Raw genomic sequence first — 23057 nt, forward strand, 5'->3', positions numbered from 1 at the left:
GATCGAGGGGGTGGTCACTTTACGGCCTCCGTGTTGTGGCCCGTCAGGGCGAGGAAAACGTCATCGAGATCAGGGGTGTGGACGGAGAACTCTTCGGCGCCGATCGAGTACTCGTCGAGCCGGTCGAGCAGGGACCGCAGGGACTTCGTCCCGCCGTCGCTGGGCACCCGCAGGGCCAGCGTCTCGTCGTCCCGCGTGGCGTCGGGGAAGATCCGCGCCGCCGCGTCGAGTTCGGCGACGGTGGCGAACCGGAGCCGGACGTGCGTCCCCGGCATCTGGCGCTTGAGCTCGTCGGGAGTGCCCTTGGCGACCAGGCGGCCCTGGTCGAGGACCGCGATCCGGTCGGCGAGCTGATCGGCTTCCTCGAGGTACTGGGTGGTGAGGAAGATGGTCACGCCGTCGGCGACCAGTTCGCGGATGATCGACCACATCGTGCGACGGCTGCGCGGGTCCAGTCCCGTGGTCGGCTCGTCGAGGAAGATGATCCGCGGATCGCCGACGAGCGTCATCGCCAGATCCAGTTTCCGCCGCATGCCGCCGGAATAGGTCGAGGCCGGCTTGCGGGCCGATTCCACCAGGTCGAAGCGTTCCAGCAGCTCGTCGACGACCCGCTTGCCACCGGTGGAGCCCCGGCTCAGGTCCACCATCAGCTGCAGGTTCTCCCGCCCGGTGAGCAGCTCGTCCACCGCCGCGAACTGGCCGGTGACGCCGATCGCCGCCCGCACCGCCTTGGCCTCGGCCACGATGTCGTGCCCGGCGACCCTCGCGGTCCCGCCGTCGGCCTTCATCAAGGTGGTCAGCAGGTTCACCGTCGTCGTCTTGCCGGCGCCGTTCGGGCCGAGCAGGGAGAAAATGGTGCCGGCCCGGACATCGAGGTCGATACCGTCGAGCACGACCTTGTCTCCGAAGGTCTTGCGCAGTCCGGAGACCGCGATCGCTGTTTCTGTCATGGGAGCCACTTTGGGCGGCCGTGCTGACACGCCTCCGCCACGCCGCTGACACGGGCTGTGTCAGCGCGGTGTCAGGCCGGTGTCAGCCCGATCGGTGATCGTTGCCCGCACAACCACCACGAAAGGCGTCCCGATGACTCAGCCGGTTCCCGTCCCGCAAGGCCTCCCCATGCAGCGCGACGCGGGTCCCTTCGACCCGCCCCGCGAGATCACGCGGCTGCGCGACGCCCGCCCGGTGAGTCCCATGGTCTTCCCCGACGGTCACGAAGGTTGGCTCGTCACCGGTTACGAAGAGGTGCGGCAGATGATGGCCGACACCCGGTTCAGCTCCCGCCAGGACATCGGCGTCCTCCACATGCCGTACGAGACGCCGGGCATGCCCGCCCCGACCGAACCGTCCCCGCCGATGCCCGGCATGTTCGTCGCCATGGACCCGCCGGACCACGGACGGTTGCGGAAGCGGCTCACCGGCGCCTTCACCGTGAAGCGGATGAAGCAGCTCGAAGAGCACATCGTCGAGATCACCGAGCGGCAGCTGGACGCCATGGCGAACCTCGTCCCGCCGGTCGACCTGGTCAAGGAGTTCGCGCTGCCGGTGCCGTCGCTGGTGATCTGCGAACTGCTCGGCGTCCCCTACGAGGACCGGGAGAACTTCCAGGCCAACTCCGCCCAGCTCATGGTGCGTGACCAGACGCTGGAAGAGAAAATGGCCGCGTTCATCGGGATGAACACCTTCCTCACCGAATTGGTCACGCGCAAACGCGAGACGCCGGAGGACGACATCCTGTCCGACCTCGGCCGCCACGAAGACCTCACCATCGAGGAGCTGGCGGGCGCCGCCTTCCTTCTGCTGCTCGCGGGCCACGAGACCACCGCGAACATGCTCGCGCTGGGCACCTTCGCGCTCCTCGAACACCCCGAGCAGCTGGCCGAACTGCGTGCCGACGCGGAACTGCTGCCCGGCGCCGTCGAAGAACTGCTCCGCTACCTGTCCGTCGCCGACATCTTCTTCCGCTACGCCACGGAAGACATCGAACTCGGCGACGAAACGATCCGCGAGGGTTCGACCGTCATCATCTCGCTGCTGGCCGCCAACCACGACCCGCGACGCTTCGAGAACCCCGACACCTTGGACATCCGCCGCAACGCCCGCGGCCTCCTGTCCTTCGGCCACGGCATCCACCAGTGCCTCGGCCAGCAGCTGTCGCGGATCGAGATGCGCGCGGGTTTCGAGGGACTGCTACGCCGCTTCCCGAACCTCAAGCTCGCCGTGGGCGCCGACGAGGTGAAGCTCAAGACGGACATGAACATCTACGGCGTCCACGAATTGCCCGTCACCTGGGCGTAGGTTGGTACGTGAGTGGTGATGACGTGGTGTCCTGAAAGCCACATTGGTGACATGCCCGGCGAGAGTGGGCAGTCGACCGAATGAGGGCAGATCGATCCGGGTTTGTCCATGAAGGAATCGGGACACTCAATGATGCTGTTGGTTTATTCGTGTTGAGCGCAGGATCCCCTGGTCGTCGCGCGCTCTGAGGGAGGACCTGCGTGATCGGATGGCGATCTCGTGTGCTTGAAGGGACGACACGCGTGATCAGACGGAGGGCACCTGTGTCCAGACAGACGACACGCGGCGGAACCCGGCTGCACGCGTGCCGTCCGTCCAGACACGCGTGTCCTCCGTCTGATCACGCGAAACCGCCCGAACCCGAATAAACCAACAGCATCACTCAATGTCCCAATTCCTTCATGGACGCTTTCCCTTGGGCCAAGGAATTCAGGTCAACTCCAGCCCAGCGCGACGACCTCCGCCGCGGACGTCCACGGCCCCCGTCCGCCTGCCTCGGTGAGCGCGCGCAGGCGGACGTAGCGGGCCCGGGTCGGCCAGAACCGCAGGGTTTTCAGGGCCGCGTCGTCGGGGAAGGTTCCGGTGGCGACCGGGCTCCCCCAGGCCGAACCGTCGGCGCTCAGGTAGACCTCGTAGCCGCCGATGCGGCCGTGGTCGGAGCCGTCCTGGCGCGGAAGATAGGTCAGGCCGGTGACGGTACGGGCGGCGCCCAGATCGAGCTGCAGCTCGTGGGGCAAGGGATCCGACCACTTGGTGTGCCAATGGGTCGCGGAATTGCCGTCGACGGCGTTCGTTGCGGCACCTGACTCCCCCACGGTCTCCTGGCTGTCGGCCGAGCGGACGGCGGCCGGGAGCGGCCCGGAGCCCATGACCGGGTCGCTGATGGTCTCGGCGCCCGTCTCGACGTGGCCCGCGAACCGGCGCACGAAACCGTCGGGCCCCTGGGCGGTGAGGTCGTACCAGCCGCCCATGCCGCTTTCGGTGCTGAACCAATCCTCGACCGTCGCGCCGGGAGCGACCGCGTACTTCCACGGCCCGCCGCCCCGGTTTCCGGTGCGCACGGTCAGCTCGCAAGCGGCGCCACCGCTGTTGGTCATCTTCAGGTACACGACGCCGGAACCCTGCCGCAGCATGACTTCCGGATTCGGTTTGCCCGCGGTGGTCGCGGTGATCCGGTTGCCCGCGAACCGGCGCAGGAAACCGTTGGGGCCGTGCGTGGTGAGGTCGTACGCGCCGTCCGGGGTGCCCACCTGCCAGTAGTCCGAGAGCGTCGCGCCCGCGCCGACGGTGTACCGCCAGGGCCCGTCCGTCCGGTACGCGGTGGCGTAGACGTAGAAATGCGCGCCCGCGGATCCGGTGTTGGCGAAGTCGATCCAGAACCGCTCTGGGGTCACACGTCCCGACGCCGTCACCTGATAGGGCAACGGCCGGGCGGTCCGCACGCCACTCTCCGGCACGGGCGGCTTCTGCACGGAGGGCGGCTGTGGCTGGGTGTTCCACGGCCCGCTCGTCGGCACCGGTTTGGTCAGCGCCGGATAGGTTGCACTCGGGGCCGTGGTGTCCAGCGCCGAAGTCAGATCACCGCAGACGGCGCGCCGCCACGGCGAGATGTTCGGTTCGCCGACGCCACTCCACCGTTCCAGGAACCGCAGCACGGAGGTGTGGTCGAAGACCTCCGAGCACACCTTCCCGCCCCGGCTCCACGGCGAGATGACGAACATCGGCACGCGCACGCCCAGCCCGATGGGCTCACCGGAGACGAATTCGTCGGTCGTGGCGACGGAACTCTTGCCCTCCGAATCGGACGCGGGCGGCGCGGGCGGTGGCATGTGGTCGAAGAAGCCGCCGTCCTCGTCGTAGGTCAGCAGGAACAGCGTCTTGTTCCACACCTCGGGTTTGGAGGCGATCGTGTCGAGGATCGACTTGACCAGGTCCGCGCCGGTGTTGGGACCCCACGCGGGATGTTCGGTCTGCGCTTCCGGCGCGACGATCCAGGACACCGACGGCAGCTTGCCCGCGTCGACATCGCTTTTGAAGGCGATCGGCAACTGCTTCGGCGCGACCCTGGCGAGACCGCGGTCGTAGAGGGCACGTTCGGCGGCGGTCAGGGTCGCCACGCCGGCCGCCAGTCCGTCGAGCAACCGGGTCCGCTCCGCGGCCGAAGCCGAGTCCAGCGCGTAGTAGAAGTACTCCAGCTTCGGAAACGCCTTGCCCGCGGAGTCCTTCACCTTCGACAGCGCCTTGGTGCCGACGGCCAGGAAACTGCTGAAGTAGTCCAGCGAATTGTCGCCGTAGTTGTCCCATTCCTGATAGACCCGCCAGCTGCGTCCCGCGGCCTTCAGCCGCTCGGCGTAGGTCTTCCAGGTGTAGCCGGTGTGCCCGGGGTTCTGCCAGGCGGCGTTGCCGATGGCGCGGGTCGTACCGTCCGGCTCGTACCCGAGTTTTCCGGTGAACAGGTACATCCGGTTCGGATTGGTAGGGCCCATTTCCGAGCAGTGGTAGGCGTCGCAGACGGTGAAGGCGTCGGCCAGCTCGTGGTAGAACCGCAGCGCCGACCGCGTGTGATAGGTCAGCGAGCGCACGCCCTTGGCCGCGCGCCACGCGTCGTGACGGCCCTTGTTCCACGCCCGGTGCCCGCCGGACCAGCTGTGGTCGACGTCGGCCATGAACTGGTCGTCGATCGCGTACGGCAGCAGGGTGCCCGCGCCGTCGGGCTGCTGGAAGACCGACGCCCCCGAAGGCAGTTTGATCGCGGCCGGATCGTTGAAGCCACGGACACCGCGCAGTGTCCCCAGGTAATGGTCGAAAGACCGGTTCTCCTGCATGAAGACCACGACGTGCTCGATGACGTCGAGGCCACCCGTCGGCGCGTCGGCGGCGAGCGCCTGCCGGACGCTCGCCGGGAGCAGGGTGAAGGCGGAAGCCGCACCAGCGGCCTTCAGCAGGGTACGACGGCGCACAGAGCCCTCCAGAAACTGCGTTGAACCCGTTCGAAGGTGTTCGAAACTGCACCTTTGGCGCGGCTATCGAGCAGATAGAAACATAGACCGCTGTTCGGGTTCAAGAGTTTCGGCACTGGGCTGCATGATCGGAGCACAAGGACGCGACTTTCGGATGGTGCCGCCACGGGAGGGGTGAGCCCGCGGTGGGGGCCACCCCCCTTGAGTGGCCCCCACCCGGCTCATCCGGCCGGAACCGGCCGGATGGCATCGGTGTCCCTCATCTCCCGTCCTCGGTGCGCCGGGGCAAGGCCGCCAGCGAGAGCACCATGACGACCGGCCAGATCACGGCGATCAGCGAAGCTCCCCCGAAGGTGATCGCCGTGACCGAGACCGCCGTCGCGATCAGCCCTCCGATGGGTGACACGTAACAGAGCCCCAAGGGCCCCAGGAAAAGTGTCCACAGCAAAGCCGCCTTGACGGACTTGGCCTGCGGGCGCGGAACCGGATACCGCCCCGGCCCGACGACCTCGTGATCGTCGCACTGGTACCACCCGCCCGACATCAGCGGCGGATGCGGCGCGAAGAAAGCCGGTCTCCGCCCCACCGCCCTGGGTGTCCGCGGATTCTGACCGGCGGCCACGTGGCGATGATCCTTCGGCCGTCCCAACACACTTTCGGCACTACGCATGACATCCTCCCCCGCCGCCGGGCCGAGGCCTGGTGAACTCACCTCTTGCCTGGCACAATTACCGATTCCGGTGCGAAACTTCCGGGCCGTTCCGCCCACTGACCATGCTGACGAGTCGGGGGAGTTGCTGATGCGTCAAATGGAACACAGCGCCGATCCGGTTCCCGTGGAACCGGAGGACAAGGATGACCGGTTCCTCCGCCGGTGAGCATGGAGAACTCGGAACCTGGCGTCGACTGACGCCCGCCGAGCAAACCGCGCTCCGGAACGCCGGTCACCTGAAGGTGTGGCAGCCGGGCCAGATCCTCGCCCTCCAGGGCAGCCCGCCCACCAGTATGTTCGTCGTCCTGCGCGGCTGGGTGAAGATCAGCGCCACCAACTATCGCGGCGAAGACGCCCCGCTCGCCGCGCGCGGCCCCGCGGAAATCGTCGGCGAAATCGCCCCCATCAGCGGACTCCCCCGTTCCGCCACGATGTCGGCGATCGACGAGGTGCACACCCTCATCGTGCCGAGGGAGAAATTCCTCGGTGTGCTGCGCGCCCAGCCACGTATCGCCGAGGAGATCTTCCGTACCGCGGCGATCCGGCTGCAGCAATCCGATCGCCTGCGGCTCGAATCCGGCGGACCGGATTTCCCGCAGCGGCTCGCCGCGGTACTGCTGGAACTGGCACTTCAGCACGACCTCGACCCGGCGGACGAGAAACAGGTCGATCTCCATTTCAACCAAGGGGAATTGGCAGGCTTCGCCCGCGTCTCCCGCAGCACCCTGATCCGGGGCCTCGACGAACTCCGGCGGCTGGGCGTGGTGCGCACCGCCCGCCAGCGCGTCACCATCACCCGGCCCCGCGCGCTGCGTGAATTGGCGGCCGGACGGCCTCCACCGCCGGAAGAGGACTGATCGGTGGGGAAATCTCGGCTATCCTGGTCAAGGTTCAACTCTCGCAACCGTTTCACGGGGTGGAGGGAATCGGCACGATGAGTTCTTTCTCGGCATACACGGAACCGGACATCGAATCCGCGTTGATCGATCTCGACGCGGTCTCTTTCACCGCGTTACGAGAGCTCGACAGTGAAGCCTTCAGGCATTCGGCGCACCACGTCGTCGAACGCACCACCAACGTCCGCGCACGCTACAGAAGCGGGACCAACGGGGCCGGTGAGCGCATCGACTGATGTCGCCGCCTGCCGAGGGCCGGCCCACGTTCCACCGCTTGTCGTGGCGGGACTTCGACGCACTCGCACGCCTTGACGGCGAAGAGGACATGGCTCGCCGTCTACGACGTGCCGAGCGGAGCCGACGCAAACTGTTGATCCACGCGTTGCTGACCGAGGCCACCAAGCTCCCGGAGCATTCGGGCCCCCTGCCGTCACTGGATTTCGCCTGGGAACTCCTCGCACGTGCCGAAGCAAGAGCACCCCGGGCGGTCAACCGGATACTCACCAATCCCTACACCGGGAGCTGGGCGGGCTATACGACCCGATTATTGCGCAACGGAATCGACGGAGTCGGTCCACTGTGGATGCACCTGGGGCACGCTCATGCGATCGCGGCGGCCGCGGCGATCCGGGCGGAACTGGACTTCGAGACCGCCATCCCGGCGTGGCACGGCAACGCCATGCTCCCTTCACTGGGGATGGCCAGATTTCCCGGTGCCGTACCTTTTTCTTCCGCCGTCGTGCGAGGCGCGAACGGCCGGTACTTCGTGTCGAACGCCGAGACGACGGTCCGCCTGCCGAGCACGCCCGACTCCGACGGCCCTGGCTGGTGGGGAATCCGGCGGGTGCGGAGCCAGGTCGGCGCCCATCGATTCTCGCTACGTCTCGACGACCTCGATCCCTATCGCGGACTCTACGAGCCGGTCCCGCCGGAACGGCTGCCGGGCAAGGATTTGGCGGACTGGCAACGGCTGATCGACGAAGCGTGTCGTCTGATCGCCGTCCATCTTCCCGGCCTTGCCCGCATCATGCCGGTGGGTTTGGCCTCATTGGTGCCGAAACCCCGGGTGCTCTTCCGGAACCCGAGCGCGTCGACCGGGGAAGCGTTCGGCAGTGCGGTGGTCGGTCTTCCCGCCGACGGTGCGTCCCTCGCCGAGAGTCTGATCCACGAGTTCCAGCACATCGTGCTCGGCGGCCTGCTGCACCTCGTCGAGCTGTACGAACCCGATCCCCGGGAACGGATCTACGTGGCTTGGCGCGACGACCCGAGACCTCTGAGCGGTGCCCTGCAAGGGGTCTATGCCTTCTTCGGCGTCACGGCCTTCTGGCGTGCGCTGGCCAAGGCCGGTCAGAGCCCCCGGCGCTCCGGCTTCGAGTTCGCGTACTGGCGCGAGCAGACGTGGCGCACACTGCGGGCCCTGCGCGCGGACGCGACGCTGACCGACGCCGGGCGCCGGTTCCTCGACAGCGTCGCCGAACGCCTCGGCCCCTGGCAGGACGAGCCCGTTCCGATGGAGGCGAGCGAACTGGCCGCGGCGGCAGGCCGGGATCATCTCGCGGGCTGGCGCGCTCGTCACCTGCGTCCGGATCCGTACGTGGTCGCCGGCCTGGCTGCGGCTTGGTCGAGCGGGCGGCCAAGACCGCCGGTCACCATCGAGGCGATCGACCTCCCCCCGACGCCGGTACCGGACGGAAGCTGGTCCCACGCCCGGACAGACCTGATCCGGCTCTCCGTCAGCGATACACCCCTGTCCCCGGACGCATCTCCGCCCGCGGTGCCCGGAGCTACCACCGCGGATTTCGCTTACGCCGCAGGCGAGTTCCTCGACGCCATCAAGGGCTACCGAAAGGAACTCGCCACTGACCCGGACCGGCCGCCCTCTCTGGTCGGGCTGGGCCTCGCCCTGTCCGCGCGAGGCCCCCATCCGGCCGCCCGTGCCCTGCTGAACTGCCCTGAACTCGTCCGCGCGGTGCACCGGTCCTTGCGAGCTGTTCCCCGGCCGCCGACCGTGGAACAGCTCGCCTCGTGGATCGGGCAACTCGTCCCGGACTGAGCTACATCAACATCGGGTCGATGTCACAGTCGCCGCGCGTACCGTGGCCCGCCGCCTGTGTTCCTGGATGGGCCTCGCCGAGAACCCGGCGATACTTCACCAGGATCGGATCGCGTAACGGCGCGGCCTCGTCGTGCAAGCCGAGAGCGGTCAGGTCCAGGCCGAGGTTGAAGGATGCCGCCAGTACCGTGGGGTGTTCCTCCCCCAGTACCTGCTTGCCACGTTCGACCGCGTCCCGCCCCAATTCGACCGCCCTCTCGAGCTCACCCAACGCAGACAGATCGCTCGCCAGGTTGGTCGTGACGATGATGGCATAGGGATGATCCGGGCCGATGGTGGCGCGGAAGTGCTCGAGAGCACGCTCGTCGAGCACGCGGGCGGCCGCGGGGTCACCCATGAGCCGCAACGTCACCGCGAGGTCGGCATTGGCGGCGAGGGTGTGCGGATGGTGTTCACCGAGACCACTCCGGTACCGCTCGAACGTTTCCTCACCTAGTTTCCTGGCAGCCGCCAGATCGCCCGAGTGACGGAGATCGATCGAGTGAGCGAGAGCGCAAGCCATCGTGACGGAATGGTCGTCACCGTAGGCGAACCGGAATCGCTTGAGTGCTTCGGTGGACAGACTGAGCGCGCCTGGATGGTCGCCGTCCTTACGCCTCGCCACCGAAAGCAGGAACGAGTTGGCCGTCGCGTCCAGCTGGTCCGCACCGAAGCGGGCGTAGAAGTTCTCCGTGAGCCGCTCCTGCTGGACCCGGGCCTTGCCGTACTCCCCCGCCTCGCGCAGGTCCACGATCAGCGAACTGTTGACGCCGAAAGTGCGGACGTGGTCACGGCCGAGGACCTCGATCCGCCGATTGAGGGTGTCCTGGTCCAATTCCGCCGCCGCCCGGTAGGCGCCGGTCAGCCGGAGGCTGATCGCGTGCTGGTACGCGGCTTTCAGCGTCTCCGGGTCGTCTTCACCGAACATACGCTTGGCCTTGTGATAGATCTCTTCGCTCAGTTTGGTCGCCGCGGCGAAGTCGCCCTGTGCCCGGAGATCGATCGTGATGTTCAGCTGAAGAGCGAAGGTCGCCTCGTCCTCTTCACCGGACACCTGAAGGCGCAACGCGAGCGTACGCTGATTGAGCTCCGCGGCTTCGGCGTACCGGCCGATCGCCCACAGGTAGAGCCCCAGCCTCGATGAGACTTCGAGGGTCTGCGGATGTGTGGGACCGAGGGTGTCGGTGAGCTTCTTCCGCGCTTCGAGGCCGAGCCGGGCCGCTTCTTCGTGGTCGCCGTACTCGAACAGATAGCGCATCAGGTTGATGTGGAGCTGACGCGGCCAGTCGTCGTCACAGTTCAGTACATTCGCCGCGTAGGCGTGCGGCAGCAGTTCACGGTAGCGCGACCAATGCCTGCTGGAATCGGGGTCGTTCGGGTCCAGCGCGGCGAGCAGCTGGTGGGCACCGTGCTGCATCCGCGCGTGCACCTGCCGGGCCATGACCCGGTTGCGCAGGACAAGCTGTACCAACCGGTGCAGCTGAAGGGTGTTGTTGCCGTGGTCGATCTTCGCGAGGCCGTATCGGTTGATGTCACGGATGGCGCGAGCCAGCTTGATCGGGTCGCGCAGCGCGGCGTCGAGTTCCGGGGAAATCGACACCCGGCTGACTCCGGTGAGCAGATCACGCGAAATCGGCTCCGGGGAGAAGAAGGCGCAGATGTGCAGGATTTGATGAGCCGCCGGGTTTCGGGTCTTGAGCTCCTCGAACGAAACATTCCACGCCGCGGCGACGGAAACCTCGTTGTCAGGCGCCGACGCGGTATCGAGGATCTCCTCGACCGACTCGTCGAACAAGCGCAGGTACTCCTGCACCGGCATTCCGGTCACCGCACGCCAGGCCGCCGCCTGCTCGACAGCCAGTGGCAGATCGCCCAGCTTCTCCGCGAGTTCGTCGGCGTCGTCCGGGTCGATCTCCGGACCGCGGCGACCGAGCAGTTCGACACTTTCCTCACGCTTGAACACCGCCAGCTCCAACGGGCGCGCGATGCCTGCCCAGTCGGAGTTCCGTGAGGTGATCAGAATTTCGCCGGGTCCGTTGCGGGGGAAGAACGGCAGCACGGTCTCCGGGCTCTCCGCCGCATCGAAGACGAGAAGCCAGCGGCGGAACGGCCGTCCGGTCCGCAGTGCCTCGATCACCGCCGGTACCGCGACATTGGTCTCGGCCGCGCCCTGGAGGCCGAGAATCCCGGCGAGTTCGGTAAGGCCCGCTCGGATCTGGGTGGTGTGCGCGGCATCGATCCACCAGACCAGGTCGTAATCCTGGAGGTGCCGGTAGATGTACTCGGTGGCCATCTGGGTCTTGCCGATACCACCGAGACCGTGCAGCGCCGAAGGGAGCACGGCGGTGGTGCCGCTGCTCAACCGTTTGGTGAGCTGGTCGAGGAGTTCGTCGCGACCGGTGAAGTTCGGGTTACGCGGCGGGACGTTCCCGAATACCAGTGGCGGGTCGTCGGGTTGGCGGGTGGGGAAGTTCCGGGACGACTCGGACGCGGCGGGGTGGGTGATCCTGGTCGTCGGCTCATTCACTTCGGGGTCACCGAGATAGGACGAGCGCCCCTGCATCGCGGCAGTCGAGGCAGGTGGACGTTCGGCCGTCTCAGGCATCTTGGGGCTCACAGTCTTGGATGTCTTATTCAGTCTCGGTTCGAAGGTGTCCAGAACAGGGCTCCGCCCTTGAACGACGTTCCGCAACCGGTCCGCGCGAGACAGGTACGGCCCGGACAGCGCGCGCATGAGAACGCTCTCCAGTTCGACGTCAGACGAGGACTCATGGGTGAGCACTGGATCCGGCGTGTTGTTCGGGTCGGCAATAGCGTCTCGGAGGTGACCGAGCAGCGGAATCCTTCGACCTAGGTGAGTGGCCGCCACCCGAACGACACTGGCCGTTTCCGACCTTCGCGCGCCACTGAGCAACATTTCCCGGACCGCCTCGGGAAATGCGAATAGCCCACCAGTGTCCCAAGTGGTCTTGCCTTCCCTAAGGCCGGGAGCGTACAGGATGCCTGAAAGGAGAAGTTCCAGGAGGTGCTCGAGTCCTGCTTCCGGCACGAACCGTTGTCCCACCAGCTTCGCCACGTCGAGACGGACCGGTACCGCCGCGAGCAACTGTGCCAAGCGTAGCGCCGGCGGCGACGCAACACTGCGAAATCTATGCACTCTTTCGGCGGGTGACAAGGTTACCGACCGGTCAACGGAATCAACCCGGGAAAACTGTTCCGCGGTGAGTACGACCGTGCCTTCGACGGCGGCAGTGTTTTCGCCGGTCATCAATCCGGCCCACCACTCCAGCGACCGCGGCCGCATTTCGAGCACCGGCACCGGTACGGCGTCTTGGGGTACTTTCGATCCAGGCTCAAGCCAGGCGTCCGCCAGGTCGCAAACCCAGCGTCCGTTGGGTGCCAACGTGTCCCGGACCCTCAACCGTGCCTTGTGCGGGCTCATGCCGCAGCGCCCCCACAGCCATTGCGGCAGCAGATGCACGATACTCACCGGCATCGTACGGCCCCAGCGCGCCAGCATCGGGTACAGCGCGTCCTTCTTCTGCCACGCGTCCCCGACACCGTCGGTCAGCAGCAATACCGCGCGCCGTCCCGACGAATCCAGGATCTCGTTCGGGTCGCGGGCAGGGGCGCCAGGCGTGCCGCCACGGAGAACGAGCTCCCCCTGGCCGTCGTCTTTCGCGGTTTCCAACAGACGGACCTGAATACTGCGGAAAGCACCCACTTGCCGGAGCAATTCGACAAAGGCGGACACCCGTGGCCGCCACAAGGCCATCGATGGACCGTTGTCGAGGACGAGCGTCAGGTCCAGCCAGCGCTCTTTCTTCGATCGGGTGACTGGCCACCACCGACCAGTCTCCGCGGCCTGGACTGCGGTCGCCACTTCGTCCAGGACCACGTTGTTATGTCGCCGCGAAGGCATCTCCCGTTTCAACGTTCTCAGCGCGCGGAAGTACTCCAGCGATTCGAGGAGTACCACTCCGCCGGGTCCCGTGCCGTCCAGCGCGGGTTCGGGCAGCTCGGCGGGGACCGCCTCCAGCTCGACGACGCGGCCGTCGCCCCCGCCCGACGATGAAGATTCCGGAACCACGGACTGTCCCGGTTCGGGGAGCGGGGCGACTTCCCCGCGTTCCGAGGGCGCGTTGCGAATTCGCTTGTCGCCGGACGCCGGCTCCGGCTGCTCGGTGGTATCGGGCTCGCCGCCGGTGCGCCTCGGCTCGATGGCCGCGGCCAGCCACACGATGTCCGCGACATCGGTCCAGCTCAGGTCCTCGAACTCGAACCGCTTGCCCCCCTTGGGCAAGGAGGGCCGCCGCCCCGCCACCGGGACGGAGCTCGAGTCGGATACACCGCCCGGCCTACCCATGTCACCGCACCGTCAGTCTTTGCCAGAGGGCGTCCACCAGCCGCGGCCATGCCTCCTGATCCGGCTGGTACGCGCCAGAAGTGGCCAGGTACACGGCATCGAGCAACCGGTCGGTGGGCAGTCCGCCTTCGGCCTTGCTCCGTTCGGCGAATTCGCGGATGAGATTGTCCCGGTGTTCGCCGTCCTCGCCGACCAGGTGACTGGCAACGATCGCCGCGAGCTGGTCGTGATCTGGATTCTCGATCCGCAATTGCAGGCAGCGGCGCAGGAAGGCGGGCGGGAACTCCCGCTCACCGTTACTGGTCATGATGACGATCGGGAACGCCCGGCAGGCGATCCGGCCGTCGCGGACGAGGGCGGTGCGCTGCGGGTCCGCGGTGTGCACGGTGACCTCGGGATGGCGATTGCGGGCCCTCGCCAGTTCCTCGATGGTGAACTCGCCGTCCTCGAAGATCGACAGCAGGTCGTTGGGCAGATCGGCTTCGGATTTGTCGAGCTCGTCGATCAACAGCACGCGCGGCAGCCTGCTTGGCAGGAAAGCGGTGCCCAGCGGGCCGAGCCGGACGAAATCCCCGATCGGTGGTTCTTCCGCTTCTTCACCGGTTTGCGCCTGTTCGGTCGCCGCCGCCTGAACACGACCGATCGCGTCGTAGCCGTACAGCCCGGAACTCAGCGCGGTATGACTGGTGATCGCCCAGCGCAGCACCCGGCCGAGGCCGAGTTCCCTGGCGATCCGGTAGGCGAGGCTCGACTTGCCGGTGCCCGGATTCCCGGTGACGAGCAGCGGACGCCGCAGAAACAGCGCGGCGTTGACCATGTTGAGTTCGCCGGCGTCCACGTCCTGCTCGGAAAGGGTGAACGCGGCGCCGAGCCTGCGCTCCGCCTCGCCGTCGTCCGGCGGGGGCACGTCGTGCTCAGGTGGCGGATCCCCGCGATAGGAACGCCAGGGTGGTGGCGGCGGAAGGATCTGCGCGAGATCGATGTCGTGGATCGGCCTGCCGGTACCCCGATAGATCCACCAATCGGGTGCTTCCGGTGACGACGTCCGGCCGTTCACGGTCGCGTCGTGCTCGTTCACGCTCATCCGCGGTATCCCCCTACGGTCGCGTCGGGATCAACGGTTGGTCGAGAACAATTACGCGTTCCGGATCGTCCCACATTACCACCAAATCGTGGGCCAAAGATTTCTTGACCGGTACGGCCGCTCCCGAATTCGCGAGTTTGCGCCGGTGCGGCAGTTCTCTCAAACCGTGCTCGGTGGCCAATACCCAGTCCAACAGCTCGCGCAGACTCTCCGGCTCGGCGTCCGGATGCCACAGGATCACCGGCAGGCCACTGCGGAGCGCGCTCGTCAACTCGTCCGGCGCGGCATCCGGTTCCACTTGAGGCGATGGCGTTTTCGCCAGCACCACCCCGACCCAGTGTTCGTCGCTCAGTATCGCATCGATCGGGTGATCCTCGAACTCCGAGCATCCGGAGTAGAGCAGCCGGTCGGGTGAGGGGTCTTTCCTCATCGAGTCCCAGCGAACGCGCCACTCGCGATGCCAATGCTTCGCCCGCATCCTCTCCAGTGATCTTATTCCCAGCCGATACCCGTACCGCAGCGGCTGCGGCGTGCCGGTCCCGTGTTCCTTGGACCATCGCTGTACCGGCAAAGTGATCAAGGTGCGCGGCAACAGGAATTCCACCGACGCGGACACGCTCTGACCGGACCAGACTCCTTCAGTCTCCAGGATGACGTCATCGACCTCGAACTCGACCCTGTCTATCGCTATTTCCCTGACTCCCGCAAGCGCAGGAGGCCACACCTCCGGGTCATCCTGGCGCCAGAATGCGAGCGTGCATCGCGTCGGGTCCGCGGAAACCGGTTCCAGCATGATCATCAAATGAAGATGGGGGTTTTCCGGAATCGGAGGCCTGCTCTGCCGTTGATGACCGAGTGCGGGCACGATGCGCAGCGAACGTGCCTGCCCCTCGATCCAGCGGAGGAGCATCGCCCCCACCTCACCGCCGACGCTTTCGGCCAGCAGTCTCAAAAACGTTACGGATGGCGGGATTCCGTCCGGTCCGGCGTTGAAGTCGGTGAGCAGATGGAACGCGCTCCACGCGTCGGTGACGCCGTCCAACCGGGGCACCGGAATAGCGGGGCCGAGCGCGCGGCTCATCATGACCGCCAAATGGGGGACATCCATTTGGGTCAATCGGTCGCGTAGCTCCACCAGATCCTTGCGCGGAATCAACTCGAGAACGTCGCTGTTCAGGCCGACGGGAAACCTATCGACGGGAGGCTCGGGTTCGAATACGCGCGGTTTCGGAACCGGCGCGGCGAGTTCGCCGTGTAGTCGTAAATAAGCCGTTCCGGTGAAGGTCTTCACCGAAACCGGTATCGGCCGGTACAACTCGGGCAGCAGGCCCGGATCCGACGCGATGACGTCGTCGAAGAAGCGCTGGGAAGAGATGAAGGCGACCATACCCCCGGATTTCGCGAACGCGTCCTTCGCCAGCTGGGCGTCCAGGATGCGGAAAGCGGTGTCGACCGCCTCGCCGACCCATCCGTTCCCGTCGTTCAGCACTTCACCGGAGTTGAGACTTACCCGGAGCCTGATCTGCGCCTGAGGGGTCCGCGTGTGGTTGTGCCGGACGAGGGCGACCGACATACGGCCCGGTAATCGGTCGACGACCAGGCTTTTGGTCGTGCCAGGTGGTAACAGGATCAGCGCGCCGTCACCACGATCCTCCGCTACGCAGGAATCGAAGTCGACGCCACTCTCCCCGAACGCGATCTTGAGCACCTCGTACATGCCTTCGCGCACGGCCAGCCTGTCGAGCGGGTTCCGATCCGGGGAGGTGAAGCCCACGACGTCCACCACGACGATCGTGCGGTCGAGAGCCTGCGTCGATTGCCCCACTGGCCCCCTCCCAAGGTCCAAGGCGCCGACCCACCGGCGCCGATCGCCACATTATCGCGCCGATCGCCCGGAGTTGAGTATCAAATGACAAATGACTTCACCCTTTTCCGTGCTGGTGATTTCCCCACCACGTCACGGAGCCCTCCCCGACCGCGCCGGGGAGGGCTCCGCTTTCACCGGGGGTCAGACGCCGGCGACCTGCTGGATCCAGCTGCGGTACCGGGTGATGTTGGTGTAGGCGGTGTTGTTCGACCGATCGCTGGTCGAGGCGACACCGACCTGACGGCCGCCGGAGAACATCGGGCCGCCCGAGTCACCGCCGGCGGTGATGCCGTCGACCCAGTTCGCGCACACCGCGACGCCGCCGTTGTAGTCACTGCAGCTGACCGAGTTGACCCGGACGGTGGCGACCTTCAGGTAGCGGGACTGGCAGTTGATCTCCGAACCGCACTGGCTGGTCGCGCCCCAGCCGTAGACCTGGACGTTCTGGCCGACCGCGACGTTGCTCGTGGTGCCGAGCGGCGCGTAGGTGGCGTTGACCGAACTGGTGAGCCGGACGATGGCGAGGTCCGCGCCCGAGTGCCGGGTGATGCTCGCCGCGGTGGCCATGGTGCCGCCGCTCTGCTGGTCGAGGCTGCCGATCCGGAAGGTGTAGCTGCCACTGCTCGCGACACAGTGCTTCGCGGTGAGGATGTACTGCGGCGCGATGATCGTCGCGGTGCAGTTCTGCTGACCGTTGACGAACAGCCGGGCCGCCCAGGGAGCGCTCTGCGCGTACTGGCCACCGATGATCATCGGCTGCGCGCCGGAAGGCTCGGCGGCGGTCGCGGCGGGGGCGGTCGTGCCGAGCAACGCCATGAAGGCGGTGCCTGCCAGCAGGACAAGGGAACGCAGTCGCATGTTCCGACTCATTTCTGCGGCCGGGTCCCGGCCGCGTCCGTGGGGACCAACGCGCTGATTCTGTGTCGTGCCAAGGGAATCCGGTAACCGACGAAAGTTCGCGTCGACTACCTATTTATTTCCATGACGGACGGCGGCGATTTTTGAGTACCTGGCGAAGATCATTAGGTAGTGTGTGGGTCCAGCGGGTCGAACCTGGCTGTGCGTATGTTCTCCATCCAGTCACGCGTGTCGCCTGCCGGATCACACGTGTCGTCCGGTCAGTCACGTGAGACCGCCGTTGAGGTGCCGCGGGTCGCGAGTGACGATTCAGGTTATAAACAGAACACGAATCGCCACTCACGACCACCCGCGTCCTCAGTCGTCGAGAAGCCGCCAGGCGGTGAGCGCGAGCCGGGCCCGCGTCAGGCCGCTGGGCTCGTTCAGTTCGATGCCCAGGTTCTTCCCGATCTGCGTGAGCCGTCGCGCGACGCTGCTGTGGTGCAGGTGGAGCGAGTCGGCGGCCTGGCGCACGGAACCCGTGGCGCAGTAGGCGTCCAGGGTCCGCAGGTCCTCCGGATCCGCCGACAGGTCCGCGATCGCGATGACGTCGGCGTTGGCCCGCGTGTCCGCTTCGGGGATCCGCGCGAGCAAGGCCAGCGCGCCGAGGTCTTCGTAGTGGATCACCGGACGGCGATCGGTCGTGAAGCGAAGCGCGGTCCTGGCGTCCTGCCAGGACCGATGCGGGCATCCGGCGGCTCCGATGCCCGCGCGAACGCCTTCCGGCAACCGGGCCGCGTCCACAGTGGCCGCCAGGATGACGCCCACGTCCGTGAGCGGCGCCGCCTTGACCGGACGCCCTCGGCAGATCAGGGCGCCGATCTTTTCGAGCGGGACGCTCGACCGGACGGCGACCACCCGTATCGGCGCGTCGGCGGGAAAGCCCAGCAGTCGCAAGGCCCGGCTCCTGGCGGCGTCGTCGCTGGTGGCGCTGATCACGAGTTCCACGAGTGCGGGATCGGCCATGGTGGTGCGGGCCGGACCGTAGCGTTCGACGACGGTCGCCACGGCGATCGCGAGCCGCTCCAGCACCGCGTCGTCGAGTGCGCCGGGCGCTCTCCCGCGTTCCAGCCACACGGTGCCGATCTCCTCGTCGTCGAGGGTGATCGCCACCGTGGTGGATTCGGGCGCGGCCGGGGCGGCGGCTTCCCTGCCGTCGGGCCCCATGCGGATGGTGCGTCCCGTGCTGTGGAGGCGGATGCCCGCGACGCATTCCGCGAGGCCCGCCGTGGCGCGGGCGAGCGCGGGAAGGTCGACCCGCCGTCGCATCAGGGTGTCGTAGAACATCACGACCCGGATCACGCCTTCGACGTCGGAATCCAGATGCGACAACCGCGCCGCCAGTGCCTCCATGAGGGCGAGCGTACGCGGCGATCGTCGCGCGAGGTCGCGATTACGCGCGACGGTTGGCGGCCGACGTCCGGACAGGGAACCGGAAGGATCATCGTCATGGATCCCGAATTGGAAGCCTTCATCGCCCTGTTCCCCCCGGCCACGCTCGACGACCCGATCACCGCACGCCGGAACTTCGCCGAACTCGCCACGTCGGTGCCGAAACCGGACACCTCCTCGATGACCGTCGAGGACCGGACGGTGCCCGGCGACCCGGACGTCGCGATCCGCGTCTATCGCCCGTACGAGGCACAGGGCGCCATCGTCTGGCTGCACGGCGGCGGCTGGGTCATGGGCGATCTGGAGACCGAACACCCGTGGGCGGCCCGCCTCGCCGAAAGCTCCGGCGCCGTGGTGATCTCGGTGGACTACCGCCTCGCCCCCGAGAATCCGTTCCCTGCCGCGCTCGACGACGTCTACGCCGTGCTGAACTGGGCGGCCGAAAACGCCGCGGAACTGGGCGTCTCCCCGGACCGGATCGCGGTCGGCGGGCACAGTGCCGGCGGTGGCCTCGCCGCGGCGGCGGCGTTGCGGGCCCGCGACGAACAGGGCCCGGCCATCCGCTTCCAGCTGCTCAACCAGCCCGGCCTCGACGACCGGCAGGAGAGCTGGTCCGCGCGTTCCTTCACCGACACGCCTTGGATGAACCGCGAAAAGGTGTCCGCGATGTGGCGCCACTACCTGGCCGGGCAGCCCGCCTCTTCGCCGTACGCCGCCCCGGCGCGGGCCACCGATCTGTCCGGCCTGCCGCCCGCCTATGTGGCCACCGCCGAGTTCTGCCCCAACCGCGACGAGGACATCGACTACGCGGTCCGGCTGCTGCGGTCGGGGGTGTCGGTCGAACTGCACCAGTGGTCCGGCACCTTCCACGGGTCGCAGGCGATCCTGTCCGCCGACGTGTCGCGCCGTCAGCTCACGGAACTGGGCGAAGCCCTGCGCCGCGCCCTGGCCGAGTGATGACGACCGCCGTACGGGCGCCCACCCTGGCCCGGTTGCTGCGCCCTTATGCCGGGAGTTTCGCCGCTCTCGTGGTCCTTCAGGTCATCGGCGCCCTCGCGGGGTTGGCGCCGCTGCTGGCGGTCGTCGAACTGGGGCGGGAGCTGCTCGCGCCCGGCCCGGTCGACGAAGGCCGCGTCTGGACCGCGGTGTTCGTGGGCGCGGGCGGCTTGTTCGTCCGGCTGCTGTTCACCGCGGCGTCGTCCGGGATCGGGCATCTGCTCGACGGCCGGGTCCAGCTCACCTTCCGCCGTCTGCTGGCGCAGCGGCTGGGGCGCGTGCCGATCGGCTGGTTCTCCGGCCGCCGGACCGGTGAACTGGCCAAGGTCGTCGGCGAGGACGTCGGCGCGGTGCACCCGTTCATCGCGCACACCCCCGGCGAACTGGTCTCCGCCTTCGTCGTTCCGCTGGTGTCGCTGGTCTACCTGCTCACCATCGACTGGCGACTCACCCTGATCACGCTGATCCCGGTACTGCTGGCGGTGGCACTGGTCCCGCTGATGATGACACCCTCCCGGCTGCGCGAGCAGGAGGAGTTCGACCGCGGGATGGCGGGGATCTCGAGTTCGGTCGTCGAATTCGTGCAGGGCATCGCGGTGGTCAAGGCGTTCGGCGGCGCCGGGCGCGCCCACCGCAGATTCCGCACCGCCGCGGACGAGTTCGTCGCCATCTTCACCCGCTGGGTGCGCGGTATGGCCGGACCGGCGGCCGGGATGCAGCTGGCGTTGTCGCCACCCTTCGTCCTGCTGGTCGTGCTGATCGGGGGCACGGTCCTGATCACCGGCGGCGGTTTGCCCCCGGCCGATCTCCTGCCGTTCCTGGTACTCGGGCTCGGGCTGACCGCGCCGGTGGCGGCACTCGGCCACGGTTTCGACGAACTGCAGGCCGCGCGGCGCGCGGTCGGGCGGATCCGGGACGTACTCGGGGTTCCGCCCCTGCCGGAGCCGTCGAACCCTGGCACGCCACAGGGACATCGTGTGGAACTGCGTGACGTCCGGTTCGGCTACGAAGCAGGCCACGAGGTCCTGCGCGGAATCGATCTGACACTCGAACCGGGGACGGTCACCGCCCTCGTCGGGCCGTCGGGCAGCGGGAAGTCCACTTTGGTCGCTTTGCTGCCGCGCTTCTTCGACCCCGCACAGGGTTCGGTCCTGCTGGGCGGGGTCGACCTACGCGAGATCGACAGCCGGGAGCTGTACCGCAAGGTCTCCTTCGTGTTCCAGGACGTCCGCCTGCTGCGCGCGTCGGTCGCGGACAACATCGCGCTGGCCGTCCCGCACGCCGACCTCGACGACGTCGTCCGCGCCGCCCGCCAGGCGAACATCCACGACCGGATCCTCGAACTGCCGCGCGGCTACGAAACGGTGCTGCAGGAGGAGACCGGACTGTCGGGTGGTGAGGCCCAGCGGATCTCGCTGGCCCGCGCGCTGCTCGCCGACACGCCGGTACTGGTGCTCGACGAAGCCACCGCGTTCGCCGATCCGCGGACCGAACTCGCGGTGCGCCGGGCACTGACGGAGTCGCGGGGCGATCGGACGATCCTGGTCATCGCCCACCGCCTCGAAACCGTCGTCGACGCCGACACCGTCGTGATGCTGGAGAACGGCACGATCGCCGAACGCGGCGCGCCGGCGGAACTGCTGGCACGGAACGGGAAATTCGCCGCCTTCTGGCACGCCCGCCGCCCGGCCGAAACCCAGGGGGAACCCCGATGATCCGGATGTTACTGCGTGTTCTGGGGCCCGAGTACGCCCAGCCGGTGCGGCGCACCGTGGCACTGATGACGACGACAGCGGTCGTCGAAGGCCTGTCCTACGCCTTACTGGTCCCCTTGCTGCGGACGCTGTTCGGGAGCACTCCCGGCGACGCACCGCCGTGGCTGTTCGCGTTCGGGGCGGCCGTCGCGGTGTTCGCGATCCTGCGCTATCGCAGCGATCTCTCCGGTTTCCGGGTCGGGACGACGTTGCTGCGCGGGATGTACCACCGGCTCGGCGACCATCTCGCCCGGCTGCCGATCGGCTGGTACAGCACGGGCCGCGTCGGCGAGGTGTCCGTGCTCGCCGGACCCGGCGTCCTGCGGGCGATGAGCGTGATCGCGCATCTGCTGGCACCGTTCATCGCCGCCTGCGCGACCCCGCTGACGATCGTGTTCGTGATCCTCGTCTTCGACTGGCGGCTCGGGCTGGCCGCGCTGATCGCCGTCCCGGTCGTGGCGGTGATCCAGGTCCGGACCGGCCGCTCGACGGCCGCCGCCGACGAGGAAGGCGCCGAACGCGGACACGCGGCCACCGGACGGGTCATCGAGTATCTGCAGGCGCAACCGGTGCTGCGGGCAGGCGGGCGGACCGCGGAACGGTTCCAGCTGCTCGACGACTCGCTGCGGGACCTCCAGCGGGCGAACCGCCGATCCACGTTGTCGGCGCTGCCCGGCGTCGTGGGTCTGACGTTCACGGTGCAGGCGATGTTCACGGTTCTCCTGGCACTGGGCGCTTTCCTCGCACTCGGCGGGCGGATCGGGACGGCCGAGGTGCTGACGATCCTCGTGCTGGCGGCGCGCTGCGCGGATCCGCTGCTCTCGTTGACCGACATCGGCGGCAAGCTGCGCGGCGCGCGTTCGGTGCTGGCGAGGCTCGACAACGTGCTGCGGACCGAACCGCTGCCGGAACCGCTTGACCCGGTCCGGCCGGAACGGCACGACCTGGAATTCTCCTCGGCCGTCTTCGCCCACGGCGACCGCACGGTACTCGACGGCCTGACGCTGTCCGTCCACGAAGGACAACGGCTCGCCGTCGTCGGTCCGTCCGGCGCGGGGAAGAGCACGGTTCTGCAACTGCTCGCGCGGTTCTACGACGTGGATTCGGGCGCGGTCCGCGTCGGCGGGGTCGACGTCCGCGCGATCAGCACCGAGGACCTGATGTCGCGGATCGCGATCGTGTTCCAGGACGTCTACCTTTTCGACGGCACGATCGAGGAAAACGTCCGGCTCGGCCGCCCGGACGCCGACGACGCCGAAGTGCGGACCGCGGCGACGGCGGCGCGGCTGGACGAGGTGATCGAACGGCTGCCCGGCGGCTGGTCGGCGAACGTCGGCGAGGGCGGCGCGCTGCTGTCCGGCGGGGAACGCCAGCGGGTCTCGATCGCGCGGGCACTGCTGAAGGACGCGCCGATCGTGCTCCTCGACGAGGTGACCTCCGCACTGGACCCGGTGAACGAGGCCGCCGTTCACGAGGGAATCGAACGGCTGATGGCCGGCCGGACCGTGGTCATGGTGGCGCACCGGCTGCGGACCGTCCAGCGCGCCGACCACGTGGTCTTCCTGGACGGCGGCCGGATCGTGGAGGAAGGCCACCACGACGAACTGCTGCGCCGGGGCGGCCGGTACGCCGATTTCTGGGAGTTGCAACTCGCTTGACCACACCGTGGGCGGCCACGATCTCAGAGCGCGGACGTTCGTTGACACCCCGTAGTGCCACTGCTCTACTCGGACGCATGGAAGG

The 23057-nt window shown here is 67.7% G+C and carries 15 protein-coding genes; 7 read left to right on the top strand and 8 right to left on the bottom strand.

The annotated features are described in order from the left end of the window. Positions 1-14: 14 nt before the first annotated feature. On the bottom strand, positions 15-950 hold the full coding sequence (locus ACZ7KI_RS01115; RefSeq protein WP_470271225.1) for an ATP-binding cassette domain-containing protein: 936 nt from the start codon (positions 948-950) through the stop codon (positions 15-17). A gap of 133 nt (positions 951-1083) precedes the next feature. Here ACZ7KI_RS01115 and ACZ7KI_RS01120 point away from each other — a divergent pair, with 133 nt between their 5' ends. Then, on the top strand, positions 1084-2298 hold the full coding sequence (locus ACZ7KI_RS01120) for a cytochrome P450 (protein ID WP_470271226.1): 1215 nt from the start codon (positions 1084-1086) through the stop codon (positions 2296-2298). A 434-nt stretch (positions 2299-2732) separates the two neighbouring features. Here the strand turns inward: ACZ7KI_RS01120 and ACZ7KI_RS01125 are convergent, their stop codons facing one another. Together ACZ7KI_RS01125 and ACZ7KI_RS01130 are read right to left on the bottom strand one after the other, a co-directional pair. Then, on the bottom strand, positions 2733-5258 hold the full coding sequence (locus tag ACZ7KI_RS01125; protein ID WP_470271227.1) for a phosphocholine-specific phospholipase C: 2526 nt from the start codon (positions 5256-5258) through the stop codon (positions 2733-2735). Positions 5259-5517: 259 nt separating this feature from the next. Beyond that, positions 5518-5928, bottom strand: a complete 411-nt coding sequence (locus ACZ7KI_RS01130; protein ID WP_470271228.1) for a hypothetical protein — start codon at positions 5926-5928, stop codon at positions 5518-5520. Between the two features lie 185 nt (positions 5929-6113). On the opposite strand from ACZ7KI_RS01130, the gene ACZ7KI_RS01135 reads away from it, so the two are divergent. The 3 genes from ACZ7KI_RS01135 to ACZ7KI_RS01145 all read left to right on the top strand — a co-directional run bounded on the left by ACZ7KI_RS01135 (position 6114) and on the right by ACZ7KI_RS01145 (position 8919). After that, the gene (locus tag ACZ7KI_RS01135; RefSeq protein WP_470271229.1) at positions 6114-6827 is read left to right on the top strand and encodes a Crp/Fnr family transcriptional regulator; all 714 of its coding nucleotides are present in this window, start codon (positions 6114-6116) and stop codon (positions 6825-6827) included. Positions 6828-6904: 77 nt separating this feature from the next. Next, positions 6905-7102, top strand: coding sequence for a hypothetical protein (locus tag ACZ7KI_RS01140; protein WP_470271230.1), 198 nt, complete (start codon positions 6905-6907; stop codon positions 7100-7102). Positions 7103-7140: 38 nt separating this feature from the next. Next, positions 7141-8919: an HEXXH motif domain-containing protein gene (locus tag ACZ7KI_RS01145; protein ID WP_470271231.1), complete on the top strand. Its 1779-nt coding sequence runs from the start codon at positions 7141-7143 to the stop codon at positions 8917-8919. Position 8920: 1 nt separating this feature from the next. Here ACZ7KI_RS01145 and fxsT read toward each other — a convergent pair whose 3' ends face one another. The 5 genes from fxsT to ACZ7KI_RS01170 form a co-directional block, all read right to left on the bottom strand. Then, a complete protein-coding gene (gene fxsT / locus ACZ7KI_RS01150; protein ID WP_470271232.1) occupies positions 8921-13261 on the bottom strand; it encodes an FxSxx-COOH system tetratricopeptide repeat protein in 4341 nt (1446 codons plus the stop codon). 64 nt (positions 13262-13325) lie between these two features. Next, complete coding sequence (locus ACZ7KI_RS01155; protein ID WP_470271233.1) at positions 13326-14408, bottom strand: AAA family ATPase; 1083 nt, start codon at positions 14406-14408, stop codon at positions 13326-13328. A gap of 13 nt (positions 14409-14421) precedes the next feature. Next, entirely contained in the window at positions 14422-16191 is a 1770-nt protein-coding gene (locus ACZ7KI_RS01160; protein WP_470271234.1) for a VMAP-C domain-containing protein, read from the bottom strand. 225 nt (positions 16192-16416) lie between these two features. Then, positions 16417-17133, bottom strand: a complete 717-nt coding sequence (locus tag ACZ7KI_RS01165) for a S1 family peptidase (RefSeq protein ID WP_465502909.1) — start codon at positions 17131-17133, stop codon at positions 16417-16419. A gap of 357 nt (positions 17134-17490) precedes the next feature. Beyond that, entirely contained in the window at positions 17491-18525 is a 1035-nt protein-coding gene (locus tag ACZ7KI_RS01170; protein WP_470271235.1) for a PucR family transcriptional regulator, read from the bottom strand. 96 nt (positions 18526-18621) lie between these two features. Between ACZ7KI_RS01170 and ACZ7KI_RS01175 the strand changes: the two genes are divergently transcribed. The 3 genes from ACZ7KI_RS01175 to ACZ7KI_RS01185 are packed head-to-tail and all read left to right on the top strand — an operon-like array spanning position 18622 to position 22972. Continuing rightward, entirely contained in the window at positions 18622-19521 is a 900-nt protein-coding gene (locus ACZ7KI_RS01175; RefSeq protein WP_470271236.1) for an alpha/beta hydrolase, read from the top strand. After that, positions 19521-21275, top strand: coding sequence for an ABC transporter ATP-binding protein (locus ACZ7KI_RS01180; RefSeq protein ID WP_470271436.1), 1755 nt, complete (start codon positions 19521-19523; stop codon positions 21273-21275). The genes ACZ7KI_RS01175 and ACZ7KI_RS01180 overlap by 1 nt, the downstream gene beginning before the upstream one ends. Beyond that, positions 21272-22972, top strand: a complete 1701-nt coding sequence (locus ACZ7KI_RS01185; RefSeq protein ID WP_470271237.1) for an ABC transporter ATP-binding protein — start codon at positions 21272-21274, stop codon at positions 22970-22972. The genes ACZ7KI_RS01180 and ACZ7KI_RS01185 overlap by 4 nt, the downstream gene beginning before the upstream one ends. Positions 22973-23057: the final 85 nt, after the last annotated feature.

This window comes from Amycolatopsis sp. NPDC039088 (genome assembly GCF_055598845.1).

What these genes read in the sequence shown, in the direction of transcription:
- ACZ7KI_RS01115 (WP_470271225.1), bottom strand. Translation starts at nt 950, where the DNA reads ATGACAGAAACAGCGATCGCGGTCTCCGGACTGCGCAAGACCTTCGGA.
- ACZ7KI_RS01120 (WP_470271226.1), top strand. Translation starts at nt 1,084, where the DNA reads ATGACTCAGCCGGTTCCCGTCCCGCAAGGCCTCCCCATGCAGCGCGAC.
- ACZ7KI_RS01130 (WP_470271228.1), bottom strand. Translation starts at nt 5,928, where the DNA reads ATGCGTAGTGCCGAAAGTGTGTTGGGACGGCCGAAGGATCATCGCCAC.
- ACZ7KI_RS01135 (WP_470271229.1), top strand. Translation starts at nt 6,114, where the DNA reads ATGACCGGTTCCTCCGCCGGTGAGCATGGAGAACTCGGAACCTGGCGT.
- ACZ7KI_RS01140 (WP_470271230.1), top strand. Translation starts at nt 6,905, where the DNA reads ATGAGTTCTTTCTCGGCATACACGGAACCGGACATCGAATCCGCGTTG.
- ACZ7KI_RS01155 (WP_470271233.1), bottom strand. Translation starts at nt 14,408, where the DNA reads ATGAGCGTGAACGAGCACGACGCGACCGTGAACGGCCGGACGTCGTCA.
- ACZ7KI_RS01165 (WP_465502909.1), bottom strand. Translation starts at nt 17,133, where the DNA reads ATGCGACTGCGTTCCCTTGTCCTGCTGGCAGGCACCGCCTTCATGGCG.
- ACZ7KI_RS01170 (WP_470271235.1), bottom strand. Translation starts at nt 18,525, where the DNA reads ATGGAGGCACTGGCGGCGCGGTTGTCGCATCTGGATTCCGACGTCGAA.
- ACZ7KI_RS01175 (WP_470271236.1), top strand. Translation starts at nt 18,622, where the DNA reads ATGGATCCCGAATTGGAAGCCTTCATCGCCCTGTTCCCCCCGGCCACG.
- ACZ7KI_RS01180 (WP_470271436.1), top strand. Translation starts at nt 19,521, where the DNA reads ATGACGACCGCCGTACGGGCGCCCACCCTGGCCCGGTTGCTGCGCCCT.
- ACZ7KI_RS01185 (WP_470271237.1), top strand. Translation starts at nt 21,272, where the DNA reads ATGATCCGGATGTTACTGCGTGTTCTGGGGCCCGAGTACGCCCAGCCG.